This is a genomic window from Streptomyces sp. NPDC088910, from assembly GCF_044749865.1.
Lineage (GTDB): Bacteria > Actinomycetota > Actinomycetes > Streptomycetales > Streptomycetaceae > Actinacidiphila.
In genome coordinates this window covers 272,677-298,605 of record NZ_JBIVIV010000003.1, presented here as the reverse complement: position 1 = coordinate 298,605, position 25,929 = coordinate 272,677, and the positions used below count along the sequence as shown (strand labels likewise).

General features: G+C 71.3%; 18 protein-coding genes and 1 pseudogene. 12 read left to right on the top strand and 7 right to left on the bottom strand.

The window, feature by feature from the left end; genetic code table 11:
* Positions 1 to 363 precede the first annotated feature (363 nt).
* The 3 genes from ACIP4Z_RS09670 to ACIP4Z_RS09660 all read right to left on the bottom strand — a co-directional run bounded on the left by ACIP4Z_RS09670 (position 364) and on the right by ACIP4Z_RS09660 (position 5,891).
* Complete coding sequence (locus ACIP4Z_RS09670) at positions 364 to 2,310, bottom strand: ABC transporter ATP-binding protein (RefSeq protein ID WP_401306254.1); 1,947 nt, start codon at positions 2,308 to 2,310, stop codon at positions 364 to 366.
* Complete coding sequence (locus ACIP4Z_RS09665; RefSeq protein WP_401306252.1) at positions 2,307 to 4,286, bottom strand: ABC transporter ATP-binding protein; 1,980 nt, start codon at positions 4,284 to 4,286, stop codon at positions 2,307 to 2,309. The genes ACIP4Z_RS09670 and ACIP4Z_RS09665 overlap by 4 nt, the downstream gene beginning before the upstream one ends.
* 1,122 nt (positions 4,287 to 5,408) lie before the next feature.
* The gene (locus ACIP4Z_RS09660; protein WP_401306250.1) at positions 5,409 to 5,891 is read right to left on the bottom strand and encodes a hypothetical protein; all 483 of its coding nucleotides are present in this window, start codon (positions 5,889 to 5,891) and stop codon (positions 5,409 to 5,411) included.
* Between the two features lie 121 nt (positions 5,892 to 6,012).
* Between ACIP4Z_RS09660 and ACIP4Z_RS09655 the strand changes: the two are divergent.
* A pseudogene (locus ACIP4Z_RS09655) lies at positions 6,013 to 6,308 on the top strand (transposase); the annotation flags it as partial.
* Positions 6,309 to 6,317: 9 nt separating this feature from the next.
* Here ACIP4Z_RS09655 and ACIP4Z_RS09650 read toward each other — a convergent pair.
* From ACIP4Z_RS09650 to glgX, 3 genes are all read right to left on the bottom strand, one after another.
* A complete protein-coding gene (locus ACIP4Z_RS09650) occupies positions 6,318 to 6,698 on the bottom strand; it encodes a hypothetical protein (RefSeq protein ID WP_391044665.1) in 381 nt (126 codons plus the stop codon).
* A gap of 333 nt (positions 6,699 to 7,031) precedes the next feature.
* The gene (locus tag ACIP4Z_RS09645; protein WP_401306578.1) at positions 7,032 to 8,207 is read right to left on the bottom strand and encodes an MFS transporter; all 1,176 of its coding nucleotides are present in this window, start codon (positions 8,205 to 8,207) and stop codon (positions 7,032 to 7,034) included.
* A 461-nt stretch (positions 8,208 to 8,668) separates the two neighbouring features.
* The gene (glgX, locus tag ACIP4Z_RS09640) at positions 8,669 to 10,906 is read right to left on the bottom strand and encodes a glycogen debranching protein GlgX (RefSeq protein WP_391161516.1); all 2,238 of its coding nucleotides are present in this window, start codon (positions 10,904 to 10,906) and stop codon (positions 8,669 to 8,671) included.
* A 399-nt stretch (positions 10,907 to 11,305) separates the two neighbouring features.
* Between glgX and ACIP4Z_RS09635 the strand changes: the two genes are divergently transcribed.
* The 5 genes from ACIP4Z_RS09635 (at position 11,306) to ACIP4Z_RS09615 (ending at position 16,755) form a co-directional block, all read left to right on the top strand.
* Positions 11,306 to 12,553 carry an Ig-like domain-containing protein gene (locus ACIP4Z_RS09635; protein WP_391161515.1) on the top strand — a complete coding sequence of 416 codons (1,248 nt, stop codon included), beginning with the start codon at positions 11,306 to 11,308 and terminating at the stop codon, positions 12,551 to 12,553.
* Between the two features lie 331 nt (positions 12,554 to 12,884).
* Positions 12,885 to 14,051, top strand: a complete 1,167-nt coding sequence (locus tag ACIP4Z_RS09630; protein ID WP_355349352.1) for an Ig-like domain-containing protein — start codon at positions 12,885 to 12,887, stop codon at positions 14,049 to 14,051.
* 112 nt (positions 14,052 to 14,163) lie between these two features.
* Positions 14,164 to 14,931, top strand: coding sequence for an enoyl-CoA hydratase-related protein (locus tag ACIP4Z_RS09625; protein ID WP_391044672.1), 768 nt, complete (start codon positions 14,164 to 14,166; stop codon positions 14,929 to 14,931).
* 331 nt (positions 14,932 to 15,262) lie between these two features.
* Positions 15,263 to 15,754, top strand: a complete 492-nt coding sequence (locus ACIP4Z_RS09620; protein WP_355349293.1) for an ATP-binding protein — start codon at positions 15,263 to 15,265, stop codon at positions 15,752 to 15,754.
* A gap of 512 nt (positions 15,755 to 16,266) precedes the next feature.
* Positions 16,267 to 16,755 (top strand): hypothetical protein, encoded by a 489-nt coding sequence (locus tag ACIP4Z_RS09615; RefSeq protein ID WP_391044674.1) that lies wholly within the window; start codon positions 16,267 to 16,269, stop codon positions 16,753 to 16,755.
* Between the two features lie 28 nt (positions 16,756 to 16,783).
* Here the strand turns inward: ACIP4Z_RS09615 and ACIP4Z_RS09610 are convergent, their stop codons facing one another.
* Entirely contained in the window at positions 16,784 to 18,112 is a 1,329-nt protein-coding gene (locus ACIP4Z_RS09610) for a LuxR C-terminal-related transcriptional regulator (RefSeq protein ID WP_401306247.1), read from the bottom strand.
* 317 nt (positions 18,113 to 18,429) lie between these two features.
* On the opposite strand from ACIP4Z_RS09610, the gene ACIP4Z_RS09605 reads away from it, so the two are divergent.
* From ACIP4Z_RS09605 to ACIP4Z_RS09580, 6 genes are all read left to right on the top strand, one after another.
* Entirely contained in the window at positions 18,430 to 19,365 is a 936-nt protein-coding gene (locus tag ACIP4Z_RS09605) for a zinc-binding dehydrogenase (RefSeq protein WP_391044678.1), read from the top strand.
* A gap of 250 nt (positions 19,366 to 19,615) precedes the next feature.
* Positions 19,616 to 22,435, top strand: a complete 2,820-nt coding sequence (locus ACIP4Z_RS09600) for a GNAT family N-acetyltransferase (protein ID WP_401306245.1) — start codon at positions 19,616 to 19,618, stop codon at positions 22,433 to 22,435.
* Positions 22,436 to 22,574: 139 nt separating this feature from the next.
* Complete coding sequence (locus ACIP4Z_RS09595; protein ID WP_401306243.1) at positions 22,575 to 24,161, top strand: putative T7SS-secreted protein; 1,587 nt, start codon at positions 22,575 to 22,577, stop codon at positions 24,159 to 24,161.
* Between the two features lie 58 nt (positions 24,162 to 24,219).
* Complete coding sequence (locus ACIP4Z_RS09590; RefSeq protein ID WP_401306241.1) at positions 24,220 to 24,930, top strand: hypothetical protein; 711 nt, start codon at positions 24,220 to 24,222, stop codon at positions 24,928 to 24,930.
* Entirely contained in the window at positions 24,927 to 25,271 is a 345-nt protein-coding gene (locus ACIP4Z_RS09585; protein ID WP_391122829.1) for a hypothetical protein, read from the top strand. Before ACIP4Z_RS09590 ends, ACIP4Z_RS09585 begins: the two co-directional genes overlap by 4 nt.
* A 6-nt stretch (positions 25,272 to 25,277) precedes the next feature.
* The gene (locus ACIP4Z_RS09580) at positions 25,278 to 25,925 is read left to right on the top strand and encodes a hypothetical protein (RefSeq protein WP_391044687.1); all 648 of its coding nucleotides are present in this window, start codon (positions 25,278 to 25,280) and stop codon (positions 25,923 to 25,925) included.
* Positions 25,926 to 25,929 lie beyond the last annotated feature (4 nt).

Genomic DNA, 25,929 nt, shown 5'->3' with positions numbered 1-25,929 from the left:
GTGGCACTGCTGTAGTGCTGTGGCGTTGCTGTGGAACGGGGCACAGAGTGGCATCCTTTACCGGTACATGTCAGTGGCGTGGGGCAAACTTGGCCGAAAACAGTCCGTTGTTCGGTGAGCGGTGTTCGCATAGCGGTCATTTGTCATCGCGGTGTTGCGCGGAGAAGAAGTTTTTCTGCGGGCGAATGGGGTCAAGAGGGGGCCAATCCGGCCCTCTGGATCAGGCGCAGTTGGTGTCCCGGCAATGCGAACCGCCCTTGGCGCGTGGCGCGAAGGGCGGTTCGTTGGCGCGGGCCGGGCGGTGCGGCGCCGCGGGCGGGTGCCGCGTCGGCGTGGACGGCCTCGTCGTAGGGGCGCTAACGGTCAGACCAGGCTGTCCCGCCACGCCTGGTGGAGTCCGGCGAAGTGGCCGTCGTCCGCGATGAGTTCGTCCGGGGTGCCGTCCTCGACGATCCTGCCGTCGCGCATGACCAGGACCCGGTCGGCGATCTCCACGGTCGACAGCCGGTGCGCGATGATCACCGCCGTACGCCCGTTGAGCACGGTGTGCATCGCGTGCTGGACGGCCTTCTCGCCCGGCACGTCCAGCGAGGACGTCGCCTCGTCCAGGATCAGCACGCCGGGGTCGGCGAGCAACGCCCGCGCGAAGGCGACCAGTTGGCGCTGGCCCGCGGAGATACGGCCGCCGCGCTTGCGTACGTCCGTGTCGTAGCCGTCCGGCAGCGCCGCGATGAAGTCATGGGCGCCGATGGCCTTCGCGGCGGCCTCCACATCCTCGCGGGAGGCGTCCGGCCGGCCGATCGCGATGTTCTCCGCGACCGTCCCGGAGAACAGGAACGCCTCCTGCGTCACCATCACGACCCCGCGCCGCAGATCGGTCTGCGTGAGATCGCTCAACTCCACGCCGTCCAGCAGCACTCGGCCGCTGGTGGGGTCGTAGAACCTGGCCAGCAGTTTGGCGAGCGTCGACTTGCCCGCGCCGGTCGCGCCCACCACGGCGACGGTCTGCCCCGCGGGCAGCCGCAGCGAGAACCGCGGCAGCACCTCGCCGCCCGTGCGGTACGCGAAGCGCACCTCGTCGAAGACGACCTCGCGGCCCGGCAGTTCGCCCGCCCGCTCCGGCAGCGGCACCGCGCGCTCGGGCGCGGGCTCCGGCACGGTCGGCCGCTGGGCCAGCAGCCCGGCGATCTTCTCCAGTGAAGCCGCGGCGGACTGATAGGAGTTGAGGAACATGCCGAGCCGGTCGATCGGGTCGTAGAGCCGCCGCAGATACAGCACGAAGGCGGCGAGCACACCGAGCGCCATCCCGCCGTCCGCCACCCGGTACGCGCCCCACATCACGATCGCGGCGATCGTGACGTTGGCGATCACGCGGGAGCCGACGACGTAACGCGCCATCTCCAGGATCGCGTCGCCGTTGGCCCGCTCATGGCGGTGGTTCAGTTCGAGGAACGCCTCGTCGTTCGGCTCCTCGCGGCGGAACGCCTTCACCGGGCGGATGCCGTTCATCGTCTCGGTGAACTTCACGATGACGGCCGCGATGGCCGTGGACCGCTTGCGGTAGGCGACCATCGAGCGCCGCTGGTACACGCGGATCGCCACGTACAGCGGGGCGTACGACACCAGGGCCGCCAGTCCCAGCTCCCAGTCGAGGAAGATCAGCAGCGCGGTGATGTAGACCGCCGACAGCACGACCTCGATCAGCTCGTCCAGGCCGTCGTTGAGCAGTTCGCGGATCGACTCGACGTCCGAGGTGGAGCGGGAGATCAGCCGGCCCGAGGTGTAGCGCTCGTGGAAGTCCAGGCTGAGGGTCTGCGCGTGCCGGAAGATCCGGCCGCGCAGGTCGACCAGCACGTCCTGGCTGACGCGGGCGGCGACCCGGATGAAGAAGCGCTGGAGCGTGCCGGAGGCGATGCCGCAGCCCATGTAGCCGCAGGCGACCGCGATCAGCGCGCCGTGCCTGCCGTCGCGCACCGCCGGGATGGCGTGGTCGATGGCGTACGCCACCAGGAGCGGGCCCGCCTGCACGGCCGCCTGCTGGACCAGCAGCAGGATCGCGGCCAGCCAGACGCGGGCGCGGTGCGGGCCGAGGAGCGAGCGCAGGAGGGTGAACTGGGCGTTCTTCGGGGCGGGCAGGACGTCTTTGGCGAAGGGGTCGTCGGGCGGGAGCGGCGCGGCGGTGGGCTCGTCGAAGTCGTACTCCTCGATGGCGCCGGCTTCTGTCGCGTCCTCTTTCGCCGCGCTCTCTTTCGCCGCCCTCTCTTTCGTCGAGCCCTGTTCTGTCGCGCCCTGTTCTGTCGCGGAGGTCATCGGGCGTCGCTCCTCTCCCGCGCGGCGGAAGCCTCGTCGGCCTCCCCGGTTCGTTCTTCGGCGCCGTGCTGCTCCGGCAGGTCCGGGTACCCCTCGGCGTCCGGCTCTTCGTCGGCGCCTGACTCTTCGTCGGCACCCGGCTCTTCGTCGGCGCCCGACATCAGGTGGCGGTAGACCGCGCTGTCCCGCAGCAGTTCGGCGTGCGTGCCGACGGCCGTGATCCGGCCGTCCTCCAGCAGCGCCACCCGGTCCGCGAGCATCACCGTGGACGGGCGGTGCGCGACGACCAGCGCGGTCGTGTCGGCCAGTACCTCGCGCAGCGCGGCCTCGACCAGCGCCTCGGTGTGCACGTCGAGCGCCGACAGCGGGTCGTCCAGGACCAGGAACTGCGGGCGGCCGACCACCGCGCGGGCCAGCGCGAGCCGTTGCCGCTGCCCGCCGGAAAGGCTCAGGCCCTGCTCGCCGACCTGCGTGTCCAGGCCCTGCGGCAGCCGCTCCACGAAGCCGCACTGCGCGACGGCCAGGGCTCGTACGATGTCCGCCTCGTCGGCGCCCTCAGGGCCCGCGCCCATCGCCACGTTCTCCCGTACGGTCGCGGAGAACAGCGTCGGCTCCTCGAAGGCGACGGCGAGCAGTTCGCGCAGCCGCTTGACCGGCAGGTCGGCGATGTCCGCGCCGTCCAGGGTGATCCGGCCGCCGGTCGCCTGGTGCAGCCGGGGGAGCAGCGCGGTCAGCGTCGTCTTGCCGCTGCCGGTGGCGCCGACCAGCGCCATCGTCTCGCCGGGGCCGATGTGCAGGTCGACGCCCTTGAGGAGGTCGGGGCCCGCGTCGGGGGCGTCGGGGTAACGGAAGCGGACGGCGTGCATGCGCAGGCCGTCGCTCGGCCGTCCGGCTCCGGTGCCGTCCGTGGCATTTGCGGCGCTTCCGTCCTTCTCGCTTCCGCCGGTGCTGCCGGTGCTGCCGCTGCTGTCGGGTTCGGGGGTGTCCATCGCCTCGAAGTACCGGTCGGCGGCGGTGGCCGCCTCGTTGCTCATCGCGAGCAGGAAGCCGATCGACTCGACCGGCCAGCGCAGCGCGAGCGCGGTCGACAGGAACGCCACCAGGGTGCCCGCCGACAGCTTGCCGTCCGCGACCTGGAGCACACCGCACACCAGCGCGGCGCCGATCGCCACCTCGGGCAGCGTCATGATCACGGCCCAGATGTCCGAGAGGAGCCGCGCCTTGCGCATCTCGGTACGCCACAGCCCCCGGGTCTGCGCGCGGAAGGCCCGCGCCTGGCTGCGGTGCCGGCCGAACGCCTTGATGATTCGGATGCCCAGCACCGACTCCTCGACCAGCGTGGCCAGATCGCCCGCCTGGTCCTGCGCGCGGCGGGCGGCCAGCGCGTACCGCGTCTCGAAGACGGAACACATGATCATCAGCGGCACGGCGGGCGCCAGCAGCACCAGGCCGAGCAGCCAGGACTGCGCGAACAGGATCGCGAAGCCGATCAGCACGGTGACGGTGTTGACCACCAGGAAGACCAGCGGGAAGGCGAGGAACATCCGCAGGATCTGGAGGTCCATCGTCGCCCGCGAGAGCAACTGCCCCGACGCCCAGCGGTCGTGGAACTCCACCGGCAGCCGCTGGAGATGCCGGTACAGATCCGCCCGCATCGCCGCCTCGACCCCGGCCAGCGGCCGGGCCACCAGCCACCGCCTGATCCCGAACAGCAGCGCCTCCAGCAGCCCGAGCAGCAGGATCAGCCCGCCGCCGAGCCACACCCCGGCCGGATCGTGGTCCGAGACCGGCCCGTCCACCATCCACTTCAGCACCAGCGGAATCAGCAGCGCCACGCACGACGCGCCCGCGCCCACCACCGCGGACACCCCCAACCGCACCCGCACCGCCCGCACATAAGGCCAAAGGCGCAGCAGCGACCGAATCGCTGATCTCGAACGGACGGCGGGCGCGGGGTCAGTGGTCGTGGCAGACATCCCTCCCGACATTAGGCGCGACCACCGACACCGCTCACCCTGTTTTCCGCCGCGCCCACGCCCCTCCGATCTCTTCCCGCCACAGGCACGGGGCCGCCCCCGCGATCACCTGTCGCACACCATGCGAATCTTTGAAGAATTCATTACCTCCCCATGACCCGAGGCCCCCCCGGACCGGACGGCGAGGCCGCCCTCCGCGTGGTCCCCGCGCCGGGGCGGGTGAGGCCGTCGGGACTCGGCGGCGGCACCGGCCCGCTGGCGACCGTCACGGGGGACGGCAAGTCGTACGGCATCACCGCTCCGTGGACGCTCCCGGCGCCGACCCCGGCCGGGGCCACGGCCACTTACGCCTCCGTGCTGCCCGACGTGGACCTCGTGGTCTCCGCGGTCGCGGACGGATTCGCCGAGAACGTGGTCGTCAAGTCGCGCGCCGCCGCGCAGAATCCGCAGTTGGCGGCCCTCCGGTTTCCCGTCACGCTGAATGAGAGTCGTATTCCGGCGGCAAATGAGTATCGCGGTCGAGCCGGAAGTGCGGCCACGGAGAAAGTGAAGTGTCGAACTTGTACCGCGGGTATACGGGTACCCATGGGGGACATGGCAGTACCCTGCTCGTGTGGCGGAAGCTGTGCGGAACGCTGGTGCGGGCAAGGTGTGGCATGAGATGCCAATTGCACCGGCACGACTGGGATGCGTACCGGTGCGGGTGCGGGGAGACGGCGAGGCGCATTCCGGAGACCTTATCGTGGCTGTTCGACGCTGCTGTGCCCGGTGACATCTTTGATCACGGCTTGGATGGCCATCTGGAAGTCCAGTCAATGCTTTTCGAGGCCGCGGTCCCAGCGGTTTCCGTAAATTTGGCCGGCTTGGGTATGGGGTAAAGCCATTCGTGTGGAGTCATCTTATGGTTACTCTGCTCCGGTTGGTTTCTGGAGAATCACATTCGAGTGAAGTTGCAGTTGGACGTCCTGATCTGGGTGAGGAGTACATTGCCGCGGCTCAATCGGGCATTTGGCTGCTAGAACGAAGGACAGATAACCAGGATTAAGGGCTGTCCCGCTCAATGGTCAGAGTGAGCAGCAGGTCTATGGCACCGGGGCTGGCTCAGGTTTCGAGGCGGCCCGGTCACCTGGCCGATCGTCGAAGCGCTTCCCGCCACTCGTCCTTCACATCGCTGGACTCATCCAGCGCGGGATCGCGCCTTCCGCCTGGCGCATAGGCCGGGGACCGCTCTGCGCGGAGCGGCACGTGGGCGCAGTACCAGGCCCGCTCGGCCCCCGCCTGCTCGGCGTCCGTGCCTGTCCGTAGATAGTCGAGTAGTGCGCTCATGACACGGCGTCGTCCGAAGGCGTAGACGGCTGGTTCGGCGAACCAGCGGCAGAAGCTAGGGTCCGGGTCGTAGACCGCTGCGGCCATCAACGGGGCGAAGAACTCTTCGGGTAGGTAGGCGCGTTGGAGCAGTGGCTTGCGCACCGCATGGGCCAGGTGCCGTGCCCGGCGGGTTTCCGGCACGTCGGCCGCGTTCCCGAGATCCATCAGCCGCGCCACCTCGGTGGCGCATGACAGGAATGTGCGTGCAGCTGCCTCGTTGTGCTCTTCGTCATCCATGGCGGCATTTTGGACCGACTCAGGCCGGGAGGGTATGGGGCGGTGGTTGTTTCTCTGCCGAGTGAAACGATCGCAAGGACACCGTGCCTCATCGTCGGCGGGACCCTGGTGCCCACCCTCCCGTGGCTGGGGGGAGTCCGGGGCCAAGGCTGCCGTCGGCACCGCCATGACTATCGTCGACGGCGGCTACCAGGGCACCGGTCTGGTCATCTCGCACCGCCGCCGTAAGGGCGAAGAACTTCGCCCCGGAAGGAGAAGCACAACCGCTCCCACAAACAGGTCCGCGCTCGCGTTGAGCACACCTTCGCCCGGATGAAGAGCTGGAAGATCCTCCGCGACTGCCGCCTCAAAGGCGATGGCGTGTACCGAGCTGTGCTCGGCGTCGCCCGGCTTCACAATCTTGCTCCGACCCGGTGACTGAGGGGGTCAATCCAGTGCAGGCATGTCAGAACCGGTCGGCCTCGGCGGCCTTTGGTGACCGCACTCCAGCCGAGTCCCGTTGGCGTCGGTCACTGTGTACTCAAGGACAATCCTGGTCGGATCGCCGTTCTCGTAGGGCCACACGGTGATGCCTCCCTCCCAGACAAGGGTGGAGAACCAGACATCGAGCCCTTCGGCTTCAGGTGCGACCGTGAAGACCTCCCCAGGCTTGAGGTAGAAGTCCTCGCCGTACGGCTCGATGAACAGACAGAGATCCCTTTCACCAGCGTTCTCCACGGGAAGCTCACTGCGCCCCACTGTTCCCCCCAGCCCCCTACCGATGAACCGCTCCACCGTATCCGCCACACCGGCATCGCCGTCACCCAAGCCTTACAAACTCTCTGCGGGACAGTCCTTAGTTGAGGGAACGCGTGCCGGGGGCGTTCACGTTCCGGCGGTTCGAGTTGACGACCGGAAGCGGGTCGTACGACCTGGCCGTGCCCACCGATGACGTGGAGACGGCGCGAGGGGACGCTTCCCGTGGTCGGTGGCGCGGTGGTCGTCGAACTCGACCCAGCAGGGCGGCGGTTTCTCGCCGCGCTGACCGACCTCGTTGTGGCCAGAGCGAGCCTGGTTGTACCGGTGGTCCGGGGCAACGGAATTGCCCCGCTGGGGCGGGTGGCGAGATGCGGGAGCGTGGATGGCCGGGGCTCACAGGCCCTACGTCGTGGGGACTCGGCGGAGGTTGCGGATGGCGGGGACGGAGAGGAGGAGGGTGCAGACGATGAGGGTGACCACGGCGCCGGTCTGGAGGACGTGGCGGGCGCCGAAGGCGGCGGAGGCGGGGCCGGCGAGGGACTGGCCGACGGGCATCATGGCGATGGAGCCGGCGACCTCGTAGGCGTGGATGCGGTTGAGGATCTCGCCGGGGACCTGGGTCTGGACGCTGGTGGCCCAATTGACGCCCCAGTAGGCCCAGCAGATGCCGGAGCCGAAGACGCAGGCGGCGATGGCGGGGACCGGGAGGTCGAAGCCGACCGAGGCGGGCATCAGGGCGGTGCCGAAGAGGGCGATGGAGCCCGCGCGCAAGGGGCGGTCCGCGCGTACGCGCATGGCGATCAGCGCGCCGACCGCGGTGCCGCCGCCGAGGGCGGAGTTGACGAGGCCGTAGGCGCCCGCGCCGTGCTCGGGGATGATCTGACCGGCGGCGAGCGGTATGTAGGGGCCGAAGACAAAGATCATGTAGCCCATCCAGATCACGATCACCCCCCACATCCAGGTGCGCGCGCGGAACTCCCGCCAGCCCTCCGCGAGATCGGCCTTGAACGTGCCAGTGCCAGTGCCAGTGCCCGACCCCGACCCCGTCCCGGCACCCGTCTTCGCCGGAAGCGGTCGCAGCCGCAGCGCGATCAGACACAGCGCGCTGACCAGATACGTGGACGCGTGGACGGCGAAGACGACGCCCGGTGAGGTGAAGCCGATCAGGACACCGGCGACCGCGGGCCCGGCCAGCCCCGCGACGGACTCGGCGGTACGGGTCACACCGTTGGCGCCCTGCACATCGGTGGCGACCCGCACGACCGTACTGGCCACGCCCGGCTGGAACATGGCCGCCGCCGTGCCGTTGACGACGGCGATCAGCGCCATCTCCCACAGCGTGATGTGGTGGGTGAGGAAGAGCACCGCCGCGGTGGACTGCGTGCCGACGCGTACGAGATCGGCGCCGATCATCAGCCGCCGCGCGTTGAAGCGGTCCGCGAAGACCCCGCCGAAGATCACGAATCCGGCGAAGCACGCGGTGGACGCGGCCATCACCAGGCCGATGTCACCGGCCGAGTAGCCGTACTGGATCAGGCCCGCGGACAGCGCGACCGGCAGCATCGTGTCGCCGAGCATGGCGACGGAGCGGGCCGTGAAGTAGAACCGGAAATTCGCCGACCACAGCCGCTCCTTGCCCGGTAGCGGGGACGTGCGCGGGAGGTCCACCGGGGAGGTACGCGGGAGGTCCACCGCGGCGTCGGACAACGGCATGAGATTCGGCTGCGAAAGCGGCTCGGCGGCATCGGCCCCGGCGCGGTCGGGGCTGGGCGCGGAAGAGGTCACCAGGACATAGTGGACTGGACCATTCGGTGTCGTCCACACCGGTCCACACCGGTCCACGCCATCCCCCGCGCCGGTCCACGCACCAGTCCCCGCACCGGTCCACGCCATCCCCCGCACCGGTCCCCGCACCGGTCAACCCCCCGGTCAACCCCCCGGTCAACCCCCCGGTCAACCCACCGGCCCCCGCCACCCCCCACCCCGGTCCCCGCAACCCCGCGGCACCCCCCGCCGCCCGCCCGCTCCGGTGACCGAACTCACCCGCTGAGCAGCTCTTCCCGCCCCTCCCCGCCGCCGCACGCCCGGTACAGCCGTACGGACCTCTCCGCCACCGCCACCTCGGAACCAGCCGCCGCACGCGCCCCCTCCGGCGCCGCCGTCTGCTCCTCCAGGGCGGTGTCGACGAGCAGTTCGTACGCCGCCGCCCACGGCGACCCCGGCAGCGTGAAAGCGGCGGGCCGCGACCCCGCGTGCGCGATCAGCAGGAAGCTGTCGTCCACGACCGCCTCCCCCCGCGCGTTCCGCTGCGGAATCTCCTGCCCCGACAGGAACATCCCCAGCGTCGAACCCGGCGCGAACCAGTCCTCGTCCGTCATCTCCTCGCCGCGCGGCCCGAACCAGGCCAGATCGCGCAGCCCCTCCGGCGCCTGCGCGAGCCCGGAGAAGAAGCCGCCGCGCCGCAGCACCGGATGGGCCCGGCGCAGGGCGATCAGCCGCGCCGCGAGATCGGACAGCGACCGCCAGGCCGGATCGTCCGCCAGCGACCAGTCGATCCAGCTCACCTCGTTGTCCTGGCAGTACGCGTTGTTGTTGCCGCCCTGCGTCCGCCCCATCTCGTCGCCCGCGACCAGCATCGGCACCCCGGTGGACAGCAGCAGTGTGGAGAGCAGGTTGCGGATCTGGCGGCGGCGCAGCGCGCTGATGCCGGGGTCGTCGGTCGGCCCCTCGGCGCCGCAGTTCCACGACCGGTTGCCGTCGGTGCCGTCCCGCCCGTCCTCGCCGTTGGCCTCGTTGTGCTTGCGCTCGTAGCTCACCAGGTCCCGCAGGGTGAAACCGTCGTGCGCGGTGACGAAGTTGACCGAGGCATACGGCCGCCGCCCGCCCCAGTCGTACAGGTCGCTCGACCCGGACAGCCGGTACGCCAGATCGCGTACGTCCCCGGCCGCGCCCCGCCAGAAGTCCCGTACGGTGTCGCGGAACCGGTCGTTCCACTCCGTCCACAGCGGCGGGAAGGCGCCCACCTGGTAGCCGCCGGAGCCCACGTCCCACGGCTCGGCGATCAGTTTGACCCGGCGCAGCACCGGGTCCTGGGCGATCACCGTGAGGAAGGGGGAGAGCATGTCCACGTCGTGCGTCGAGCGGGCCAGCGCCGCCGCCAGGTCGAACCGGAAGCCGTCCACGCCCATTTCGGTCACCCAGTAGCGCAGGCTGTCGGTGATCAGCCGCAGCACGTGCGGCTGGACGACGCTGAGGGTGTTGCCGCAGCCGGTGTAGTCGGCGTAGCGCCGCGCGTCCTGCTGGAGCCGGTAGTAACCGCGGTTGTCGATACCGCGCAGCGACAGCGTGGGGCCGCCCTCGCCGCCCTCGGCGGTGTGGTTGTAGACCACGTCGAGGATCACCTCGATGCCCGCCGCGTGCAGCGCCCGCACCATCCGCTTGAACTCGCCGACCTGTTCGCCGCGCGTGCCGCTCGCGCTGTACGCGGCGTGCGGCGCGAAGTAGCCGATCGAGTTGTAACCCCAGTAGTTGCGCAGCCCCTTGCGCTCCAGGTGCTCCTCGTGCGCGAAGTGGTGCACCGGCAGCAGCTCGACGGCGGTCACCCCGAGCCGGGTCAGATGGGCGATGGCCGCCGGGTGCGCGAGACCGGCGTACGTACCGCGCAGCTCCGGCGGAATGTCCGGGTGCGCCCGGGTGAAACCGCGCACGTGCAACTCGTAGATCACCGAGTCCGACCAGGGCGTCTTCGGCCGGTGGTCGTCCTCCCAGTCGTCGTCATCGTCGACCACGACGCCCTTGGGGACGTACGGCGCCGAGTCGCGGTTGTCCCGCACGGTGTCGGCGACCTGCCGCTCGGGCCAGTCGCGCACGTGCCCGTACACCTCGGGGACCAGCGTGAAGTCGCCGTCCACCGCCCGCGCGTACGGGTCGAGCAGCAGCTTCGCCGGATTCCAGCGGGCGCCGGTCCACGGGTCCCAGCGACCGCCGACCCGGTAGCCGTACCGCTGGCCCGGCAGCGCGTCCGGTACGAAGCCGTGCCATATCTCATGGGTCAGCTCGGTCAGCGGCGCCCGCGTCTCGGTGCCGTCCGCGTCGAACAGGCACACCTCGACGGACTCCGCCCCGCCTGCCCACAGCGCGAAGTTGGTGCCCGCGCGCCCGCCGGGACCGGCGTGGAAACGCGCGCCGAGCGGCTGCGCCGAGCCGGGCCACACGGTCGCGAGCCGCGGCGCCACCCGCCGGTCCGACGCACCGGACGGCAGCGATACGGAAGCCACCGGCGGATTCCGCGGTACGGCCGGGGCGAGTGCGACAGACGGGTCCCGCGGTACGGCCGGGCCCGGCACCGGCGACGGCGGCGGTACGGTCGCCACCCCCGGATCGCCTGCGGGCAGCGGAAGACCCTCCGGGCGTCCCACGACGCCGTGTTCGCGTGTCTCTGACACGTGTATGCCTCCCGCGGCTCCGAAGGACCGAGCTGTGACCAGGTGCGCTGTGCCGGCAGGGCGGGCCGGGTCCGTACCGTACGCCGGGTGTCCCTCCCCGCGTCGACGGCCGTTTCCCCGCACCCGCTGCTCCATTCATTCCCACCGGGGGGTACGGAGTCACACGGTTGATCGGTGCACGTGCCGGCGGACAGCGCGTTTCCCCGGCGGCGGTCGCCTCGTTGACGGTGCGTGAAGACAGCGGTGAGGCGCGTGCTGCGCGCGGGTGCGGGAGTGGTACTGGGTGCGACGCTGATCGCGGGCTGCGGGGGACCGGGCGGGTCCGGCGGGTCCGGCGGGACGGGCGGGGGTGACGACCGGGCGCCGAGCGCCACGTCGACCGACACCTCGACCGCCGTACCGGACGTCTCGCAGGCGGCCATCACCGTATCGCCCGGCGACGGCGCGAAGGACGTACCCGCCAGCGGGACGCTGCGCGTCACCGTCGGCCAGGGCAAGCTCACCGGGGTCACCGCCAAGAGCGCGGACGGCACCCCCGTGCCCGGCACCCTCGCCGCCGACGGCAGCGGCTGGCAGCCCACCGGACGCCTCGCGCTGGCCACCCGCTACACCGTCGACGCCTACGCGGTCGACGAGCAGGGCCGCCCCGCCGCCAAGCACGCCGACTTCACCACCCTCGTGCCGCAGCACACCTTCATCGGCTTCTTCACCCCGGAGAACGGCTCGACCGTCGGCGTCGGCATGATCGTCTCGCTGAGGTTCAACCGCCCGGTCACCGACCGCGCCGCCGTCGAACGCGCCATCACGGTCACGTCCGTACCCGCCGTCACCGTCACCGGCCACTGGTTCGGCGGCCAGCGGCTCGACCTGCGCCCCGCCGACTACTGGAAGGCCGGCACCCGCGTCACCCTCCACCTGCGGCTGCGCGACGTCCAGGGCGCGCCCGGCGTCTACGGCACCCAGTCCAAGGACGTGCGGTTCACCATCGGCCGCGACCAGCGCAGCACCGTGGACGCGGTGGCGCACACCCTGGTCGTCCGGCGCGGCGGCGCGGTCGTGCGCACCCTCCCCGCCTCGACCGGCGCGCCCCAGCACACCACGTACGACGGCGTGATGGTCATCGCGGAGAAGCACGCCGTCACGCGCATGAACGGCCAGACGGTCGGCTTCGGCGGCGAGTACGACATCCCGGACGTCCCGCACGCGATGCGGCTGACCAACTCCGGCACCTTCGTGCACGGCAACTACTGGTCGCCCGCCGGGGTCTTCGGCACCACCAACGTCAGCCACGGCTGCATCGGGCTGCGCGACGTCAAGGGCGGCAGCGCCACCAGCCCGGCGGGCTGGTTCTTCGACCACTCCCTGGTCGGCGACCCGATCCGCGTGACCAACTCCCATGACCGCACGGTCGCCGCCGACAATGGGATGGGCGGCTGGAATCTCAGCTGGGCCCAGTGGCAGGCGGGTTCCGCGCTGTAGCGGCGGCCCCGTCCGTCCCGCGCGCGGGCCCCCGTCCGCCGCACCCGTCCTGCACGCGCGGGCTCCCCAGTCCGCCGCCCCGCCCGCGCACGCGGGCGCCCCGTCCGCCGCACCCCCACTACACCCCCGACCGGCCCTGGTCCACAGCCATCTGGGACGGAACGGTGACAATCTCGTGAGCACTCGCGCTTGTTCCGTGTGATTGTCTTGCGCTGACCAGGGGAGTTCAGGTGTTCCGGGCGGTAGGGGAGAGCAAGAGTTGAAGCCGATATTGGCTGCGCCGGGTATCAGGAGAAACGTTCTGGTGCTGGCGCTCGGAGCGTTGCTGCTGATGGTCACCGCGTGCGGTGGCGGCGGTGGCGGCGGCAAGTCCGGCAGTGGGAACGGCTCCACGTCGGCCTCGAACGGCAAGGCGAACGCGTCGGACACGGTCGCCTCGACCGCCGTCGTGACGATCCTGCCGAAGGACGGCTCGACCGAGGTGTCGACCACGGGGACGCTGAAGGTCACGGCGCAGGGCGGCAAGCTCTCGTCGGTCGTCGTGAAGGACGACAAGGGCACGGAGGTGGAGGGCGCGATCTCCGCCGACGGCGCCGGATGGGTGCCGGCCGGGCACCTGGACACGTCCACGCAGTACTCGGTGGACGCGGTCGCCAAGGACGACGCGGGACGTGAGTCCGACAAGCACTCCAGCTTCACCACGGTCACCCCGAAGAACACCTTCGTCGGTTACTACACGCCGGAGGACGGTTCGACCGTCGGCGTCGGCATGGAGGTCTTCCTCAACTTCAACCGGCCGATCACGAACAAGAAGGCCGTCGAGGAAGGCGTCAAGGTCACCGCGAGCCCGTCGGTCCCGGTCGCCGCGCACTGGTACGGCGACCAGCAGCTCTACATCCGCCCGCAGGAGTACTGGGCGGCCGGTACGAAGGTCACGCTGAGCCTCAACCTCAACGGTGTCGAGGGCGCCCCCGGCGTCTACGGCAAGCAGCACAAGGACGTCCACTTCACCGTCGGCCGCCGCCAGGTGAGCATCGTGGACGCGGCCAAGCACACCATGACCGTCTACCGCGACAACAAGGTGCTGCGCACCATCCCGATCTCCTCGGGCGCGCCGGACCACACCACGTACAACGGCAAGATGGTCATCTCCGAGAAGTACGTGACCACCCGGATGAACGGCGACACGGTCGGCTTCGGCGGTGAGTACGACATCAAGGACGTGCCGCACGCCATGCGGCTGACCACCTCGGGCACCTTCATCCACGGCAACTACTGGGCCGCGACCTCGGTCTTCGGCAACAGCAACACCAGCCACGGCTGCGTGGGTCTGCACGACGTGCGCGGCGCGGGGGACGCGAGCACCCCCGCGGCCTGGTTCTACAACCAGTCGATCATCGGTGACGTGGTGCAGGTGCAGAACTCCAAGGACAAGACCGTCCAGTGGTACAACGGCCTCAACGGCTGGAACCTCCCCTGGAGCGAGTGGACGTCCTGACCGGGTTCCGCATCAGGTTCCGCATCGGGTTCCGCCCGTGTGAGGCACCGCACGTGAGCCGCGACGGCCCGCCCCTGACCTGGGGCGGGCCGTCCGTCGTACGCTCGCCCGTATGACTGTGACCTTTGAAGTCGACGAAGGCGTCGGCACCGTCCGGCTCGACCGGCCGCCCATGAACGCCCTGGACTCCGGCACGCAGGACCGGCTCAAGGAGGTCGCCGAGGAGGCGGCGCGGCGTCCCGAGGTACGGGCCGTGGTGGTGTGGGGCGGGGAGAAGGTGTTCGCGGCGGGCGCGGACATCAAGGAGATGCAGGCCATGTCGTACGAGGACATGGTCGACCGCTCGCGGGCGCTCCAGGAGTCCTTCACGGCGGTGGCGCGGATCCCGAAGCCGGTGGTGGCGGCCGTGACCGGTTACGCGCTCGGCGGCGGCTGCGAGCTGGCACTGTGTGCCGACTACCGGATCGCGGGCGAGAACGCGAAGCTCGGACAGCCGGAGATCCTGCTCGGTCTGATCCCGGGCGCGGGCGGCACCCAGCGGCTGTCCCGGCTGGTCGGTCCCTCGCGCGCCAAGGACCTGATCTTCACCGGCCGGATGGTGACGGCGCGGGAGGCGCTGTCGCTGGGGCTGGTGGACGAGGTCGTCCCGGCCGACGAGGTGTACGCGCGGGCGCGGGCCTGGGCGGAGCGGCTGGCGCGCGGTCCCGCGTACGCGCTGCGGGCCGCGAAGGAGGCCGTCGACGCGGGTCTCGAAACGGATCTGGAGACCGGGCTGACGATCGAACGCACCTTGTTCGCGGGGCTGTTCGCCACGGCGGACCGCGAGACGGGGATGCGCAGCTTCGTCGAGGACGGACCGGGGAAGGCCACCTTCCGCTGAGCCCGCGGATGCTGACGCGTGGTCAGCCGGGGACGGCGATCCGACGCACATGCGGCTGAGCGTCGAACGGGTGCTCGGCTGACAGCGCGTCAGAGGTGACGCAGGGTGCGCGGCTCACCTTAAGGCAACCTTATGCCAGCCTTAAGGAATGGGAGGCCGCCACCATCCGCTGTGATGGTTGCATACGTCAACTCCACTGATCAGCAGGGCCGTTGTGGGGTGTTCTGTGCCCAGGGCATATGCCTAGTCACAGGTGTGGGGCGGCGTACTCCGTCGGACGAATTCCCCCGGTTACCCCTCGGAGCGCTGCAATTGCAGCCATCATGAAGTCATGGCGGGCCGGGGAGCATCTGAGCAGCCGCAGCGGGTGGACACCGCCGCGGGTGCGGTTCCCGTTCTCACCGACGACACGGCGGCCAAGGCCCTCGATCTGTACGGCGACCCGTCCGTCCAGGAGGTCCATCTGACCTCCCGTCCCGAATCCGCCTCCACCGCCCGGCGCCTGGCGCTCTCCGTGGTACGGGTCTGGGGTCTCCCGCAGTTCGCCGACACCGTGGAACTGCTCGTCTCCGAACTCGTGGGCAACGCCGTACGGCACACCGGGGCGCGGACGTTCGGGCTGCGGATGCACTGGCGCCGGGGCTGGGTCAGGGTCGAGGTGCGGGACCCCTCGCGGGCGCTGCCCTGCCTGCTGCCGGTCCGCGGCCTGGACGCCAGCGGCCGGGGCCTGTTCCTGGTGGACAAGCTCTCCGACCGCTGGGGCGTCGACCTCCAGCCGCGCGGCAAGACGACGTGGTTCGAACTGCGGGTCCCGGAGCGGTAGTTCGCGCCCGGCGCGGGCGTCGGGGCCGTCGTGCGGGGGTGTCGGGGCCGTACCGCCGTGACCGGCCCGGATATTGTGAAGAGGCCCTTCGCGTCGTGGTAACGACTGCGCAAGGGCCTCTTCGAACCGCCGCGAAGCAAGGGGGGTGTGGTTCGCGGCGTCTGTGGAACGGCCGAGCGCGGGTCGGTGCGGGCCGTTGAGAAGACTCTGGCACGCAGTGCCAGGCATGGTCAAACGCGCATATGGCTTGCATCTGGACAAAAGAGGCATTGCGCCGCGCAAAGCAAGGGTGATGTGCGCCACCCGCCTTGTAAACCATGGATAAGTACGTTCATCTTCTTCTAATGATCGGGACCCTCGGGGATGTGGGGGGCGCGCCCCTGAGGAGGGGTGGGGGTAGCCCCCACACGCAATGGGGGACACACCTGATGGGCCCGCGCGCGGCCGTGCGGAAGAGTCGGTGACACGACGACGGGCGCCCTCAGCGGCCGTCACCGACACAGGAGTTGACCATGGCCGCCAGCACGGCGATCACCGGCCGGGCGGCCATCGCGTCCCCGTCCTCGCGCACCGCGGCCCTCGCCTCCTTCGTGCGGTTCGTGCTGTGCGGCGGCGGAGTCACCGTCCTCGCGAGCGGCGTCCTCCTGCTGATCGGCGACAGCGTCCCCCTCGCCCTGTCCAACGCCGTCGTCACCATCGGCTCCACGGTCCTGGCCACCGAACTCCACGGCCGCTTCACCTTCGGCCGGGGCGGCGCCACCTGGTCCGACCACTGCGCCTGCGCGCTCACCGTCCTGCTGTCGTACCTCTTCACCACCGGGGCGCTGCTCGCCTACGCCTCCGCGTATCCGTCCGGCGACGCCCTCACCCGGCAGGGCGTCTACATCGCGGCCTCCGCCCTCGCCGGCCTCGGCCGCTTCCTGCTCCTGCGGCTCGTCGTCTTCCGGCCGGCCCGCGGCGGTGTCCGGCTCGGCCGCGCGGCGGTCGCCGTCGCGGCCTGACGCCCGACCGGTGACGGCTGTCCGCGGGCTACGCGGTGGCCGCCGCCGTACGGGCGAGGGCGGCGGCCTCGCCGCGGGAGGCGACGCCGAGTTTGGCGAGGATGTTGGCGACGTGGAATTTCACGGTGGACTCGCTGATGTGGAGGGCGAGGGCGATCTCGCGGTTGCGGCGCCCGAGGGCGAGCTCTTCGAGGACCTGCCGTTCCCTCGGATGGAGGGCGTCCAGCGGCCCGGCCGCAGCGGGGGCCGCCGGGAGGTCGGGGGACAGCGGCAGGGTGACGGTGAGGGTGGAGCCCCAGCCGGGCAGGGCGTCGAGGACGAGCCGCCCGCCGAGCGCCGTGAGCCGGTCGGTGAAGCGGTGGACGGCGAGCGCCTCCGGGGCGAGCAGGCCGGGCCCGTCGTCGCGTACCAGCACGCGGAGCGTGTCCTCGTCGAGCTGCCAGCTCACATGGAGCCGCCTCAGGCCGCCCTGCTCCAGCATGGCCAGGACGGCCCCGCGTACCGCCGCCCGCGCGCCGTGGGCCACGTCGGCGGCCAGCGTACGGCGGGAGGCGGGAGGGCGCAGGTCCAGCTCGACGGGGCTGTAGCGCAGCAGCGGGCGCAGCTCGGCGGTGAGGCGGCCGAAGGCGGCGTCCGCGGGCTCCTCGCTCAGCTCCCGGTCCAGGTCGGCGCCCGCGCGCAGGTCGATCAGGGCCGCGACGGCCAGGTCCACGGCGCCGCGCCGCGCGGCGGTGTCGTCCAGCGACGCGGCGCGCAGCGTACCGAGGATCGCCGACAGCACGGAGGAGTGCGCGTCGGTCAGCTCCGCGATGGCCCGCGCCCTGGCCGCGGCGGCGGCCCGCGAACTGGCCGCCTGCGTCGGTCCTGCCTCCGCCATCCGGCGCTCCTGGTTGACGGTGACCAGGTCCCACAGGCCCTGCGCCACCGCAGTGACGTCGGCGTCCAGCGGCTCGGCCGAGGAGCGTACGACGACCAGCAGCGGGCCCGCGCCCGCGCCCGTGTCTGCGGTCTCGGTGGTCTCGGCGGGCTCGGCGAACTCACGCGTGGAAGCGACGGCGAGCACCGGGTGCGGCGCCCCGGCCAGCACCGCCTCGCCCTGCCAGGGCGCGCCCGCCGTCACCCGCCCGGCCAGGCGCGTCAGTTCGGCGCCGGTGATCCGGCCGGTCAGCTCCTCGTCCCCGAAGGCCGCCGTCGGAGTGAACGTGCAGACGGCGCTCCGCCGGGCGACCGCCCGGTGCGGCACCAGATCGGTCAGCACCTCCGACAGCCGCCGCATGGTGTCGGGCAGCGGTGCGCGGGTGACGACCAGGGCCCGCGCGAGGGCGTCCTGCGGGCGGATTCCGTCATGGCTCGGCATGCCTCCCGAGCGTACGGCGGCGATGATGGGCGCGGACTGTCCTTTCGGCCGGGCGGAACCGTCCGAACGGCGGGCCGGATCGACGGCGGCCCGCGGCGATGCTGGGAAGTGCCCTGAAGGACCCCGGGGAGTTCCCCGGGACACCCGGGGAATGCCCGGGGACGCCCGGGGAACGCCTAGGAGGTGCCGGCGGAACGCCCGGGGAATGCCGCCGTCGCACCGGGGCGCCGCGTCTCCTCGGGCGCCCGCCAAGGCAATTGCTTCAGGTTTCCGAATGTTCTCGAATATTTCCGAGCCCTCCGAAGGATTGTGAACCCATGACGAAGTCCATCGCCTTCACCGAATACGGCTCCGCGGACGTGCTGCGGGCCGTGGACACCGACGTGCCGGAGCCGGGCCCCGGCCAGGTGCGGATCACGGTGCGCACGGCGGGCGTGAACCCGCTCGACAGCAAGATCCGCGCCGGTTACATGGAGCAGGTCTTCCCCGTGGACTTCCCGCATGTGCCGGGCCTTGAGGCGGCGGGTGTCGTCGAGGCGCTGGGCGAGGGCGTCGAGGGCCTGGCGGTCGGCGACGACGTCTTCGGCCAGACCGCCACCGGCGCCTACGCCGAGCGGGCGCTCGCCGAGGTCGCGAAGGTCGCCCTCAAGCCCGGCACGCTGAGCTGGGAGCAGGCGGCGGCGCTGCCGGTCGCGGCGGAGACCGCGTACCGCGCGCTCGACATGCTCAAGGTGCGGCCCGGCGAGACGCTGCTGATCCATGGCGCGGCGGGCGGCGTCGGCACCGTCGCCGTACAGTTCGCGGTCGCGCGCGGCGTCAAGGTCGTCGGCACGGCGAGCGAGGCCAACCACGAGCACCTGCGGGCGCTCGGCGCGGTCCCGGTCGCCTACGGGGACGGGCTGGTGGAACGGGTGCGGGCCGCCGCGCCCGAGGGGATCGACGCGGCGCTCGACGCGGCCGGGCGGGGCGACGCGCTCCAGGCGTCGGTCGAGCTGACCGGCGGCACCGAGCGGGTGCTGTCCATCGCCGACGCGCCGGGCGCGGGCAAGCTCGGCGTCCGCTTCACCTCGGGCGCCGAGGGGTACTACGGCGAGCCCGCCTTCGCGGAGGCGCTGGCGCTGTTCGCCGCGGACAAGCTGACCATCGCCGTCCACGAGGTGTTCCCGCTGGAGGCGGCGGCCGACGCGCAGCGCGCGAGCGAGGCCGGGCACCTGACCGGCAAGATCGTGCTCAAGGTGTCCGAGGGCGTCTGACGCGCGGACCCGGGGACGCGGCGTGACGGCGGGCGGTACGGGCGGGCTCCGTACCGCCCGCGGCCGTGCCGCCCGCCGCCGTGTGGCCCGCGATCCCTGTGGGTTCCCCGGCCCTCGTGGAGTCCCCAGCCCTTGTGAGGTCCCCGGCCCCTGTGAGGTCCCCAGCCCCTGTGAGGTGTCCGGCCCTTGTGAGGTCCCCGATTCCTGTTAAGTTAGGGCACCCTAACCTTAATGATCAGAGGGAGTCAGGGTGAGCAGCGAGGTCTTCAGGGACGCCTGGGGCATCCCCCACCTCCGCGCGGACAGCGCCCGCGAACTCGCCTTCGCTCAAGGCCGGAACGCCGCCGTCGACCGGGCCTGGCAGCTGGAGACCGAACGGCACCGTGCGGAGGGCGGCACCGCCACGTTCCTCGGCGCCGACGCCGTCGAGTGGGACCGCTTCGCCCGCCGCGCGCTGCTCGCCGACACCGCCCGCCGCTGCCACGCCCGGCTCGACCGGGACACCGCGCGGTGGGTCGCCGCCTACGTGGACGGCGTCAACGCCGGGCTGCCCCAAGGCGCGGCGCAGGCACCGGAGTTCGCCGCCACCGGCCTCGCACCCGGCCGCTGGCAGCCCTGGACGCCGCTGGCCGTCTGGCTCTCCACCCACATCCTCTTCGCGGGCTTCCCCGCCAAACTCTGGCGGTACGAGGCGGCCCGGCGGCTCGGCCCGGACGCCGTCGCGGCCTTCGCCACCGACGGGCCCGGCACCGCGGGCAGCAACGGCTGGCTGATCACCGGGGACCGCACCGCCACGGGCGCGGCGCTCCTCGCGGGCGACCCGCACCGCTTCATCGAGGCACCGGGCGTCTACCAGCAGATCCGCCTGGCCTGCCCTGAGTTCGACGTCGTCGGCCTCGCCGTCCCCGGCGTCCCGGGCCTCGCCCACTTCGGCCACACCGGCCGGGTCGCCTGGGCCATCACCAACGCCATGGCCGACTACCAGGACCTCTACCGCGAACACCTGCGCCGCGCCCCCGACGGCTCCGTCCGGGCCCTCGGCCCCGACGGCTGGGAGCCCGCCGCTTCCCGTACCGAGACCGTCGCCGTCGCGGACGCCGACCCCGTCCGCGTCGAGATCGTCGAGACCGCACGCGGCCCGGTGATCATCGGCGGCCCCGACGCGCCGGAGAGCCCCGACGCGCCCGAGACCCCCGCCGCGCCCGAGACCCCCGCCGCGTCGGACGGCGGCGCGTCGGACGGCCGCGCGGACACCATCTGGAACGCCGTCAGCCTGCGCTGTCCCGCCCGCGCCGGAGCCGAACTCGGCTTCTCCGCACTGCCGTCGCTGCTGCGCGCCACCACCGTCGGCGACGTCGACCGGGCGCTGGACGGCTGGGTCGAGCCGGTCAACGTCGTGCAGGCCGCCGACACCGAGGGCGGCCTCCTGCACCGGACGGCGGGCCGGGTGCCCGTACGGCGTCCGGACAACTCCCTGTACGCCGTGCCCGCGTGGCGGAAGGAGCACGCGTGGACCGGCGCCTACGCGCCCCTGCCGCGCGCCGACGTCCGCGACGGCCTCGCGGTGATGGCCAACGCGCGCGAACTGGCCGCCCCGCTCGGCACGGAATTCGCCGCGCCGCACCGCGCGCGCCGCATCCGCCGCCTCCTGGCATCCGCCGACGACTGGACGGCGGACGGCATGGGGGCGATCCACACCGACGTCCATCTCGGCTCCGCCCGCGCCCTGTTGGACCACGTGGCCGACCTCCAGGGCCCTGACACGCCGCCGCTGAGCCCCGCGGCCTCCGCTCTCGGCGCGCGGCTCCTGCGCTGGGACCGGCGGATGGCGGCCGAGAGCGCTGACGCCGCGTCATACGCCGTACTGCGGGCGGCGGTCGTCCGCGGTCTCGCCGCGCACTCCGCGCTCGCCCCGCTGGCCGAACTCGTCCATCTGCCGTCGTATCCCGCGACGTTCACGCCGTGGCTGGCACTGGTGCCCCGGGTGGCGTTCGCGCTGGAGACGCTGCTGGGCGGCGGGCTCATACCCGCACGGGACCGGGCCGCGATCGTACGGGCCGCGCTGGAGGAGACGGCGGGGGCCGGTGTGGGGGAGGCGGGCGCGGGGGAGCGGACCTGGGGGGAACTGCACCGGCTCGCGCCCTGGCAGGCGCTGCCGCCCGACGCGTACGGGCACGCGCCCGAGGTGTGGCCGGGGCTGGCGGGGGACCACGACTGCGTGCTGTCCACGTCCAGCGTCCCCGGCATCACCCACCACAGCCTGCGCGGGCCCGCCGCCCGCTACGTATGGGATCTGGCCGACCGTGAGAACAGCCGGTGGGTCGTGCCCTTCGGAGCGAGCGGAGTGCCCGGCGGCCCGCACCACCGCGACCAGCTTCCGTACTGGCTGCGCGGCGACCTCGTCCCCGTGGTCACCGACTGGACCCGACTCACCAGGGAGACCTCTGTGCCCGAAGCCCCCGAAGCCCCCGAAGCTCCGAAAGCACCCGAAGCGCCTGCCGCTGGCCCCGCTGGAGCCGCCGCCTTTCACGGGCCGCCCGCCGGCTTCGGGACCGTCCGCTTCGTGCCCGTCGACCCCGACCGGGACATCGACCTCATCCACGCGTGGGTCACCCAGGCGCGGGGCCGGTTCTGGGGCATGGGCGACGCGACCCGCGACCAGGTGCGCGAGATCTACGCCTTCCTGGACTCGCTCGACACCCACCACGCCTACCTGGTCCGCCGCGACGACCGCCCCGTGGCCCTCTTCCAGACCTACCAGCCGGAGGCCGACCCCATCGGCGACTTCTACGAGCGGCTGCCCGGCGACGTCGGCGTCCACGTCTTCGTCGGCCCCATCGACCCCGGCGCCGAACGCGAACCCGACTACACGCGGCACCTGTTGACCGCCCTCCTCGCCCACGTCTTCGCCGACCCCGCCTGCCGCCGTATCGTCGCGGAACCCGACGCCCGCAACACCCGCGCGATCGACCGTCTCCTCAGCACCGGCTTCACCCTCGGCCCCCGCGTCGAACTCCCGGACAAACCCGCTCAGTTCGTCTTCCTCACACGCGACTTGACCACTGGTTGACCAAAAGAAAGCCGATACCGCGACCGGGAACCCTTCAGGTAGCGTGAAACGTCTCTACTGATGATCAGCTGTTGATCACCGGTTCACCACCCGTGAACACCACCCGCTGAACACCACGCGCCGACGGGGGAATTGACGCATGGGTCGTCCGAGCGACTGGCACATACTCGACATGGATCGCGATCCGGTTCCGGGTGACGCGTCGCGGGTGAAGACGTTGTCGCGGCAGTTGCACGAGTTCGCGGACGATGTGGGCGGCGCGCTGCGGCTGGTGAAGGGGATGCAGTCGGAGGACGCGATCCTGGCGTGGGCGGGGCTGTCGGCGGACGCGTTCCGGGAGGAGTTCGGGTCGACGCCGAAGAATCTCGACAAGCTGCATACGTCGTACCGGATCGCGGCAGAGGCGCTGGAGTCGTACTGGCCGGATCTGGAGCACGCGCAGTACCAGGCGGACCGCGCCCTGGCCGACGGGCGCACGGCGCATGCCCGGCTGGTCTCCGCGCAGAGCGGTCTGAACGGTGCGCAGGACTGGGTGCACACGGCCACGTCGACCGCCGACTCGTACGATCCGGCGAAGAACCACGGCGCGACCGTCCCGCCGCCCGATTCGGACCAGGTCCGCCAGGCCACCCGTGACCTGGCCGCCGCCAAGGCCCGTCGGGCCGACGCCCAGCAGGCCGTCTCCTCCGCGCAGTCGGCGCTCGACGCGGCGAAGCGGCTGGCGGAGCAGGCGCGGGGTATGCGGGAGGACGCGGCGCGACGCACGGTGGCCAGGCTGCACGAGGCGTCGGACGCGGGGATCAGGAACCGGCACTGGTGGGAGAAGGCGGTCCACTGGGTCGCCGACCACTGGGACGAGATCATCACGGTCTGCAAGTGGATCGTGGCGGTCCTCGGCATCGTCGTGATGATCATCGGCGGCCCGCTCGCCTGGCTCGTCGTCGCCGCGGCGCTGCTCGTCCTTGCCGACACCGTCACCAAATACATCCAGGGCAAGGCCACTTTGTGGGACGTGCTCTTCGCCGTCCTGGACTGCGTCCCCATGACCAAGGGCCTGACCTCCCTCGGCAAGCTCGCCGAGCTCTACAAGGCGGGCGGCCTGCTCAAGATCGGTGCCCACGCGCTGGGTTCGGCCAAGGGCGCGCTCAAGAACATGGCATCGCTGATCCGGGACGGCGGCGAGGGTCTCCGGGCGATCACGGTCGCCTTCAAGGGCGGCGACCGGCTGCCCGGCGGCACCATTCCCTTCCGCGATCTGTCACCGAAGGCCAAGCAGTTGGTGAAGGCGCTGGAGGACGGCCACATCCAGATCCGCCCCGCCGAGGTGAATGTCACCCACCTCGCGGAACTCCAGAAATTCGCGGGTGTGGAACACGCCATCGTCCAGGGCCCCGGCGGCGAACTGCGGCTTTTCCGGGGCACGGAGATCGGCAGTTCCATTCCGAAGGACCTGCGCGGCCGGGGCTACAAGTTCACCGTCCACACCCACCCCGAGGACCGCATACCGGGGCCGCCGACCGATATCGAACGGGCCCGGGGAATGCGGAACAGTATGCAGTTCGACCTCGACAACAAGGCGAGCAGGCACGTGGAAGCCGTGGTCAGCCGCGACGGCAATGTCACGTTCTTCGACCACAACGGAATTATCGACGTGCCACAGGGGCAATATCCGCCGGGCGGTCCCATGAATGACCGCGGGTACATGGTGAGAGTGCCTCATGTATAGTCGGCGTGAATCACCTTCAGCGACGGCATTGAGTGTGAGTACGGAGGATTCGGGCGCGATGAACGGACCCAACGCCTGCCAGTTCTGCGGACGTTATGTCCTCCAGGTGCCGGGCTGGACCACGTTCGTGAAGAGCTACCGAATGCTGCTGGCGCCCTGGGACCCCCAAGAGGTGTTCCTGGAAGGCTCCTTCCACCACTCGTGCCTGCGCAGCTCCCCGTACCGGCGGGAGTTCCGCGCGGACGCGCTGCGGCAGCTCACCCAGGGCGACCACGACGTGGAGGTCGAGTTCGAGGGGCGGACCCGGCAGCAGCGCCGCCCCGGAATGGCTTTCACCGAGCAGGTGTTCTTCGGCGCGTCCGGCGAGCTGTTCCGCCATGCCAACGTCGACAGCTGGGTGTTCGTCGAGAAGGACGGCCCCTGGCATTTCCTCTCCGCCGACGACGTGCGGACGCTCGCCGCAGGGAGTCCGCTGCGGAAGTCCTCGGAAGCCGGTACGACACGGCTGCCGAGCGACCCCGGCGAATCCGTCGCCGAATGGACGCTGCCGGAGCTGCTCGACTTCCTCGAAGTCCGCGACCTCTACCAGGAAGTGCTCGACCGGCTCGAACCCGAATACACCTTCTGGGAGTACAACGCCATCGCGCCGAAATACTTCCTCGACTACTCGGTGGACTGCGTCCAGCCGCTCCCCGCCGAACTGGCCGCATTCTGCGCCACCTACACGTACCGCGCCCGCAGCCTGGACTGGCAGGACGGCGACGCATGAGCGAGGACCGGCTGGCGATACCGCTCGACCTGCTGGAGGACTTCGCCACGATGCTCGGGTCGATCACCAAGCGGCTCGACGACACGAAGGCGACCCTGCGGGCCTTCGAGGACGACATGGGCGACGGCAGCGTCGCCGGCGCGCTCGACCATTTCCAGTCCAACTGGAAGGACGGCAGGGGCGACATCCACAAGCAGCTCACCGGCCTGGAGAAGATGGCGACCACCGTGGTCAGCGAGATCCGCAAGGTGGACACCGACCTGGCCAAGCAGCTCGCCGACTCCACCGAGAGCGCCCCAGGCCCGCAGCAGGGGCCCGCCCCGCACGGCACGAAGGAATAGCCGGTCATGAACGAGAGCACGCCGGAAGCCCCCGCCGCCCCGCCGGTCGGCGTCTCCCTGTCCGTACCCGAGTCGTGGTGGGAGTTCGACGTACGGCCCGAGGGCCGCGAGGAGACCGTCCGCGCGCTGATCGACGCGCGCGTCCGGGCCGTCCCCGAACTGGCCCCGTACCGCAAGGACCTGGTCGCGCTGCTGCGCCGGATGGCCCGTGACGCCCATGACGCGGGGGCGCTCTACTGCGGCTGCATGGCCGAGAACTTCGAGGGCGTCCCGCTGACCGCGATGGTCACCGTCACCGTCGTGAGCGCCACCGGCTCCCAGGGCTCCACGCTGAGCACCGACCCGCGCGTCATCGCCGAGACGCTCAGGACGATCACGCCCCGCCGCGAAGGCGACGCCTGGCGGCGGGTCACCACCGTCGAGATCCCCGAAGTCGGCCTGTGCGCCCGCACGGTGGGCGTCGAGGACGTCCCCGTCGAGCAGGGCGACACCCGCACGGTCCGGATGGCGCTCACCCAGACCTACATCCCCGTTCCCGGCCGCCCCGCCGAGATCGTCCTCGTCTCCGGCGCCAGCCCCGTCCTCGACCTCGCCGAAGCGTTCCACGACATCTTCGACGCGGTGACGAGCACCTTCCGCTTCGCGACGGCGTAGGACA